General features: G+C 65.6%; 5 protein-coding genes and 1 pseudogene. 1 reads left to right on the top strand and 5 read right to left on the bottom strand.

Annotated features, from left to right (window positions below; all coding sequences use genetic code 11):
* Positions 1-99: 99 nt before the first annotated feature.
* Positions 100-402 carry a hypothetical protein gene (locus tag QOI01_RS26195; protein ID WP_526386081.1) on the top strand — a complete coding sequence of 101 codons (303 nt, stop codon included), beginning with the start codon at positions 100-102 and terminating at the stop codon, positions 400-402.
* Between the two features lie 448 nt (positions 403-850).
* Here QOI01_RS26195 and QOI01_RS26190 read toward each other — a convergent pair whose 3' ends face one another.
* The 5 genes and pseudogenes from QOI01_RS26190 to QOI01_RS26170 form a co-directional block, all read right to left on the bottom strand.
* Positions 851-2,323 carry an HD domain-containing phosphohydrolase gene (locus QOI01_RS26190; protein WP_526386083.1) on the bottom strand — a complete coding sequence of 491 codons (1,473 nt, stop codon included), beginning with the start codon at positions 2,321-2,323 and terminating at the stop codon, positions 851-853.
* Between the two features lie 153 nt (positions 2,324-2,476).
* On the bottom strand, positions 2,477-2,917 hold the full coding sequence (locus QOI01_RS26185) for a MaoC family dehydratase (RefSeq protein WP_526386080.1): 441 nt from the start codon (positions 2,915-2,917) through the stop codon (positions 2,477-2,479).
* Positions 2,914-4,116 carry an MFS transporter gene (locus QOI01_RS26180; RefSeq protein WP_526386082.1) on the bottom strand — a complete coding sequence of 401 codons (1,203 nt, stop codon included), beginning with the start codon at positions 4,114-4,116 and terminating at the stop codon, positions 2,914-2,916. Before QOI01_RS26180 ends, QOI01_RS26185 begins: the two co-directional genes overlap by 4 nt.
* Before the next feature lie 13 nt (positions 4,117-4,129).
* Positions 4,130-5,296 (bottom strand): NAD(P)/FAD-dependent oxidoreductase, encoded by a 1,167-nt coding sequence (locus tag QOI01_RS26175; RefSeq protein WP_526386079.1) that lies wholly within the window; start codon positions 5,294-5,296, stop codon positions 4,130-4,132.
* A 10-nt stretch (positions 5,297-5,306) separates the two neighbouring features.
* Positions 5,307-5,991 (bottom strand): annotated as a pseudogene (locus QOI01_RS26170) (pyridine nucleotide-disulfide oxidoreductase); the annotation flags it as partial.

The following is a 5,991-nucleotide window of genomic DNA, read 5'->3' as shown; positions in this document are numbered from 1 at the left end:
CACTAAATTAGTCAGCGGGTTGAAATTTCGAACTTCTTGGGAACCGAGTGCATCTGGACCGGAGGAAACGAAAGTAAACGCCAGCTTGAGGAGCACGCGATGAAGTTCCTTTTCGAGGATGACACGTTCTCGTTCGAGACGCTACGGACCACGGGGTTCGCCAACTCCTTCGGGGCGGACCTCGGCGAGGTCTTGGCCACCGCCCGCCAGGTCACAGATGGTGACCAGGCCAGTTGGCACAGGGCCTGGAAAGCCACCGCCGCGCGGGTGGCCGAATTGGGCGAACGTTCCCTCGCCGCCGGACACCGGGTCACCGCGCGGGAGAACCTGTTGAGAGCGTCGAACTACTACCGCACCGCGGCCGCCCGCACACCGACGCCGAGCATGTGCTTGCCGACGTGACGGATCTCGGCACCGGCGTCCGCCGCCCGCCCGTCGAGTCGCGCGATTATGGGTCAGATGGATGCGCTGTCCGCGAGCTCCTGGACTGCCACAACCAACGCCTGGCCTCCCGAGAACATGCCTGGCGTGAGCACGCTGCCGCCGATAGAGACTTCCACGCGGCCTACGAACGTATCGCCTCCTCTGCCAGGCCTAGCGCCGACCGCGGCCGTTACGGCCATCTCACACTCGGAAGAGCAACGGCATGGTCACTGAATTGCCAGTGTTCATCGCCCCCCGATTGGGAACGGGTTGCGACGGAGGGACAGCCCTATTCATCGCGAATGCACCCGAACAACTTGCCGCTCGCGACCAAGGCATCCAGGCGTTGAATGCCCGGTTGGATGGCCTACGACCGAGCAGTGTCCGCATGCGTGAACGGGTGGGAGGTGCCCCCTCGGCCAGAGGCTCAGACCTGGATGCTCGTCAGGCCCCGGTCGATCGCCGCGAGACTGGCCTGCGTGCGATTGTTGACGCCCAGCTTGGAGTAGACACGCTCGACGTGGTTGCCCGCCGTCTTCTCTGCGATGTACAGCTCGGCGGCGATTTCACGGTTCGACCGGCCTTGCGCGATTAGTCGCAGGACCTCGACCTCCCGGTTGGTGAGCCCCGCCGGCCAGGGCGTCCGCCGGGATGCCCGATGCCCCGCCGCTAGCAAAACGGCCTCTACGGACTCGGCGTCGAGGCGGCCGGCGCGCGCCTCGCGACGCACCTGATCGGCTGCGTCGCGGGGATCCATCGCCGGCCGATGTGGACGAGGCTCGAGCAGTCGGCGATAGGCCACCGCGGAGGCGAGCAACCGGTCCTGCGGGGTCAACTCGGCGCCGGTGATCCCTCGGGGAAAGCCGGACCCGTCAATCCTTTCTCGGTGCTTGGTTGCCAGAGACACGACCGATTCCAAGCCGTTGACCCGGCTCAGGATCCGGCCGCTGAGATATGGATACATTTGAACCCGTTCCCATTCAGCCGTGCTGAGCGGCCCCTTCTTCTCCCAGATCTTGTTGGATACCCCCATTCTCCCGATCCCGTGAACGAGGCCCGCCCGGTAGAGCGACGTGATGTCGGCCGGCGACATACCCAGGTGTCGCGCTGCCGGGGCAACCAGGTCAGCGACGCCACGTGAATGCCCAAAGGTGAACGGACACTTGAGATCGACGAAATCGCCCATTGCTCTGAGCATCTCGTCGAGCTCGTCGCCGTCAAGGGTTTCGTCACGATCTGGCGCTTGCGCCAACGAGGCCGTCCAGACATCCATGTCGAGCAATCCGTCGACGATCGCGGTCGCGTCATTCTCGAAAACCTTCACCACGGCTGGGCTGAACTGAGTGCCACGCCGGGAACGGACAACCTCGACCACGTGTTCGACCCCACCCGCGCGCAGGTGAACCTCGACGACGTCTGCCACGTGGACGATGTGGATCTCGACCGGAATATCTTCTCCTCGAGCACCGTTCGGCAGACCTTGTCCGTCCCAGCGCTCGAAGACGTAGCCCAGCGCCTTTCCGACCTCATTGTTCAAGCCCATCCGGTCGGAAAGTACCCCTGCGGAACTGCAATGCGAATGGATCAGCATGGCCACCTGTCCACGGGCCGTGAGCAGAAAGGCAGCCGAACGGATACCGCGTTCCCAGCCCGGCAATTCCCGTGCCGTGTGGCTCATCATCAAACGCAGAAACGGCAGCCCGGCCATGTCCACCGCGTAAGTGTCGGCGCGCCAGGCGATGTCGTCGCCGAAGAGCTCCCAGAGCTCGTGGGAGTCGGCGTGACACCCAATCCACCCCACCAGATTGGCGTAGTACATCGTCGCCCGTTGCTGCGCGTCGAGGCCCATGCGTTCGGCGATGCGACTCGCGATCAGCGACGACCGAAGCATATGTTCCATCGGCTGACCCAGACCCAGGTCGATTGCCAGCGACACCGCCGCCAGCAACTCGGCTCTGCGGGGACCCCGTCCCAAGCCGTCCGGCGTCGCGTTCGGGTGCACCCGGTCATTCTCTACCTCAACGGGATGGCATCTGCGCGAAAGCGCGTGATGTCATTGAACGTCCCGGCTCGTCAGATCCATGGTGTAGCAGACCGCTGTTCCGTCGAGCACGACCGTTCCGTCGTCACGGGTCACGCTTGTCTTGAGTTCGGTGATCGGCTTGTCTGTGCGTGCCGACGTGACTTCGACACGCCCGGTGATTGTGTCCCCCGGGCGCACAGGGGCTTTGAACGCCCAGCTCACTTCGAGGAATACCGTGCCCGGTCCCGGCAGCTTTTCCGCAACGACGGCATTGAGGATCGCGCTGGTGATACCGCCCTGCACGACGATCTCCCCGAACCGGGACGCCTTGGCCGCGGCATGGTCATAGTGCAGGGGATTCCGGTCACCACTGATCTGGGTGAACAGAGCGATGTCGTTGTCATCGACGGTGCGCGAGAGCTCCGCCGTCTGACCGACGAAAGGGGTTGTGCGCGTTAAGTTCCTGATCATAACTTTCCTCCGTGGGATGTGGTTGGTGCTGAGGGACGCGCAGGGCTGACATCGCCACGGCGCCGATCAGGGGGCCGGGCGCCAGTAGCACGAATGCGTACTGCCAACCGACCAGGCCCGCGGCGAGCGGGACGAGTTGCATCGTGACGACCGTCAATAGGAAGCCGACGGCGGTCTGCGCGGTGAGTACGGTGCCGACGTATCGCGGGTCTGTCGTCTCGCTCAGAGGTGGAGAAGACGCCCGAGTCGGCGATGACGGCGACACCCCATACCAACAGAAAGACGATGAGAACGGCCGTCGGGGCGGCGAAGAAGACCGGTGACGCCGCGCAGCACGCTCCGCTGACCACCAGTGCTGCAGGAGGGCGACCGAAACGGTCTGACGCCCACCCGCCGGCGAGGCATCCGGCCGTACCGGCGACTCCGATCACGACGAAGACGATCAGTCCGGTCGCCGAAGTGGCGTCGCCGCGTTGGGCTCGGCCGGCAGCGACGAACATCGCCAGCCAGGTCCACAGCGCGTAGAGCTCCCACATGTGCCCGAAGTAGCCGAGGCTCACCAGCCTGGGTCCGCGGTCGGCGAAGATCGCGATCGCATACCGCGGATTCGATGTGGCGACGTGGATGTCCAGCTGCGGACCCGGCCGTATCAGACTCGCGGCGACGACCGCCGCGACTCCGGCCAACGCCGCGGCCGCCAGCATCACACTTCTCCAGGGCAACGGTCCGAGACCACTGATGAGATGCGGCAGTGCGGCGCCAACGGTGAGGGCCGCGAGCAGCACCCCGAACGTTCGGCCTCGCTCGGAAGATTGCGACCACGAAGCCATGAGCTTCATCCCCACCGGATACAGGCCGGCGAGGAACATTCCGGTGAGGAATCTCAACGGGATTGCCGCAGCGAGACTGTTGACGAACAACGCCAGTACCGCCGTGCACGTCGCGGCGCACAGCGCGCTGGCAGCGAGCAATTGCTGCGGTGGGGTGCGGTCGGCGAGGTTGAACACTGCCGAGGTAACCGCCCCGACAACGAACCCGATCTGCACCGAGGCGGTCAGCCACGCCGCCGCCGTCGATCCGATGCCCCACTCCACGCGCAGGCTGGGCACCACCGCGGTCGCCGAAAACCAGACGCTCAGGCCCATTACCTCGACAAGCGCAACGAGCGCGCGCTGTCGGATTGTTCGGGACAGAATCATCGACGGCACCCGGTCACGCTGCGGGCAGCTCGGTGAACTCAATGAGCGCGTCGACTTCGAGCCGCATGACCTGGCTCAGCTCTCGCAGTAGCCCGCGCAACTCGACCAGATCCCAGCGATAGCTCGCGATGCGCTCAGTGATGTCGAACAAGCGCTCGGAAAGTCGGTCGCGCGTGCGTTCGTAGTCGCAGATTGCATCGAGCTGGGCCTGCCATGTGCGCGGCGCGTCGAGCACCGCCCGAGCCAGCAGTTCCGCGTCGCGCAGCGCGTCCGTGATGCCATGGGCGGTGATGGGGTCCTTGAAATAGGCCGCGTCGCCGACCAGTGCCCAACCAGGGCCTGCCGATGCGCGGATCCAGCCGCCCTGGCCTGGGTAAGCACGCAATGGGCCGACGGGAGCTGCGGAGCCGATCGACCCCGCCACCCCTGGGGTGGCCTCGGCGAGCAGCGATCGAAAGTTGGTGTCGAGGCCCGCGGACCGTTGTTGGGCGAATCTGGTACTCGCGGTTCCCGCCCACACGCATGCCAGCCCGTCACTGGTGGGAACCACTCCTGCGGTAGCTCCCGGGCGATATGCCCAGTGGTAGCGATCGTTCGGGAGTCCGGCAAAGTAGCCATAGACGATCGCACCGGAAGCGCTGCCTCGCCGTCGATACGGGGCGTCGACGGCTTGGGCAATCGTCGAATTCCGCCCGTCGGCGCCGATGACCAGCGGTGCGATGGCGCGAAAACGAGTACCGGCGCCACGCTCGATGCCCTCGACGCCGCACACCCTGCCACCATCGCGAACCACACCTACCACGCGGGCCGGCATGCGAACCTCGGCACCTGCATCGCGGGCCGCGCCGAGTAGCAGAGGATCGAGGACCGTTCGACGTGGGGCGCGCAGCGCGGAAACCCCGCCGCCGGGCCGGATGTCGATCGTTTCGGTCTCGCCGCCGTACTCGAACTCGGTTGAACGGATGGCCGGAGTACCCGCGGCGACGACTGCGTCGAGCAGACCCCAGCGGTGCAATTGAAGCACTCCACCGCGCATGAGGGCGTGCGTGGACAGCGTGTCGGTGCCGCTTCGGGCCGCCTCGATGACGAGCACGCGCTTGCCGCCGCGGGCGAGCAGCATTGCCGTCGCCGCGCCGGCACACCGGCCGCCGACGATGATCGCGTCGTAGTTGTGGTCCATCGGATGCTCCTCAGTTGGAGTCGAGGTAGTGGGCTAGGTGGCCGCTCAGATCTGCGGCGTCGGCGGCTGCGCCGTCGATGAAGCTCGACTTGCGGCGGCGCATGAATGGCATCCCCATCAGGTAGACGCCGGGGCTGGTGGTCACACCGCCGTCATGGCGGACCTGGCCCTTTGGGTCGAAGATCGGGACGTCGAGCCAGGACAAATCTGGGCGGAACCCGGTGGCCCAGAGGATCGTACGGATGGCGCCGGAGCGCAGGTCCATCGTCAAGGGCACGGTGGCGGGAACTGCCGTCGCTTCGAAACGTCGCGGCGGATCACCACCGTCCCAACCGGTTTCGATCGCCCATGCGTCGATGGTGTCGAGCAGCCGCCCGAGCTTCAGGTCGGCCAAGGCGAACATGTTTGGCAACGAGCCGGAGAATTGAGCGATCCCGTCGCGGATTCCGGCCAGCCGCCCTACCAGTTGGACCCCAAGTCCGCTCAGCGAATTGAGGTCGAGGGTGACCCGATTGGTTGATCCGACCAGCTGCATCGACGGAAGTTTGCGCGCTCGGTCAAGGTCGGGTATCTGGTCGTAGCGCAAGTCCATCAGTCCGGAGGCGTCCAGCCACCACAGGATGTCCTTGCCACGATAGGTGCGCGGCATGCGGACATGCTCCCCGACCGCCAGCGTGACCGGACGGCCCGAGCGG

The sequence above is a fragment of the Mycobacterium sp. genome (genome assembly GCF_032162605.1).
Classification (GTDB): Bacteria; Actinomycetota; Actinomycetes; order Mycobacteriales; family Mycobacteriaceae; genus Mycobacterium.
This window is presented reverse-complemented; position numbering and strand designations above follow the sequence as displayed.

Coding starts and splice junctions, on each gene's coding strand:
- QOI01_RS26190 (WP_526386083.1), bottom strand. CDS start 2,323: ATGGAACATATGCTTCGGTCGTCGCTGATCGCGAGTCGCATCGCCGAA.
- QOI01_RS26180 (WP_526386082.1), bottom strand. CDS start 4,116: ATGATTCTGTCCCGAACAATCCGACAGCGCGCGCTCGTTGCGCTTGTC.
- QOI01_RS26195 (WP_526386081.1), top strand. CDS start 100: ATGAAGTTCCTTTTCGAGGATGACACGTTCTCGTTCGAGACGCTACGG.
- QOI01_RS26185 (WP_526386080.1), bottom strand. CDS start 2,917: ATGATCAGGAACTTAACGCGCACAACCCCTTTCGTCGGTCAGACGGCG.
- QOI01_RS26175 (WP_526386079.1), bottom strand. CDS start 5,296: ATGGACCACAACTACGACGCGATCATCGTCGGCGGCCGGTGTGCCGGC.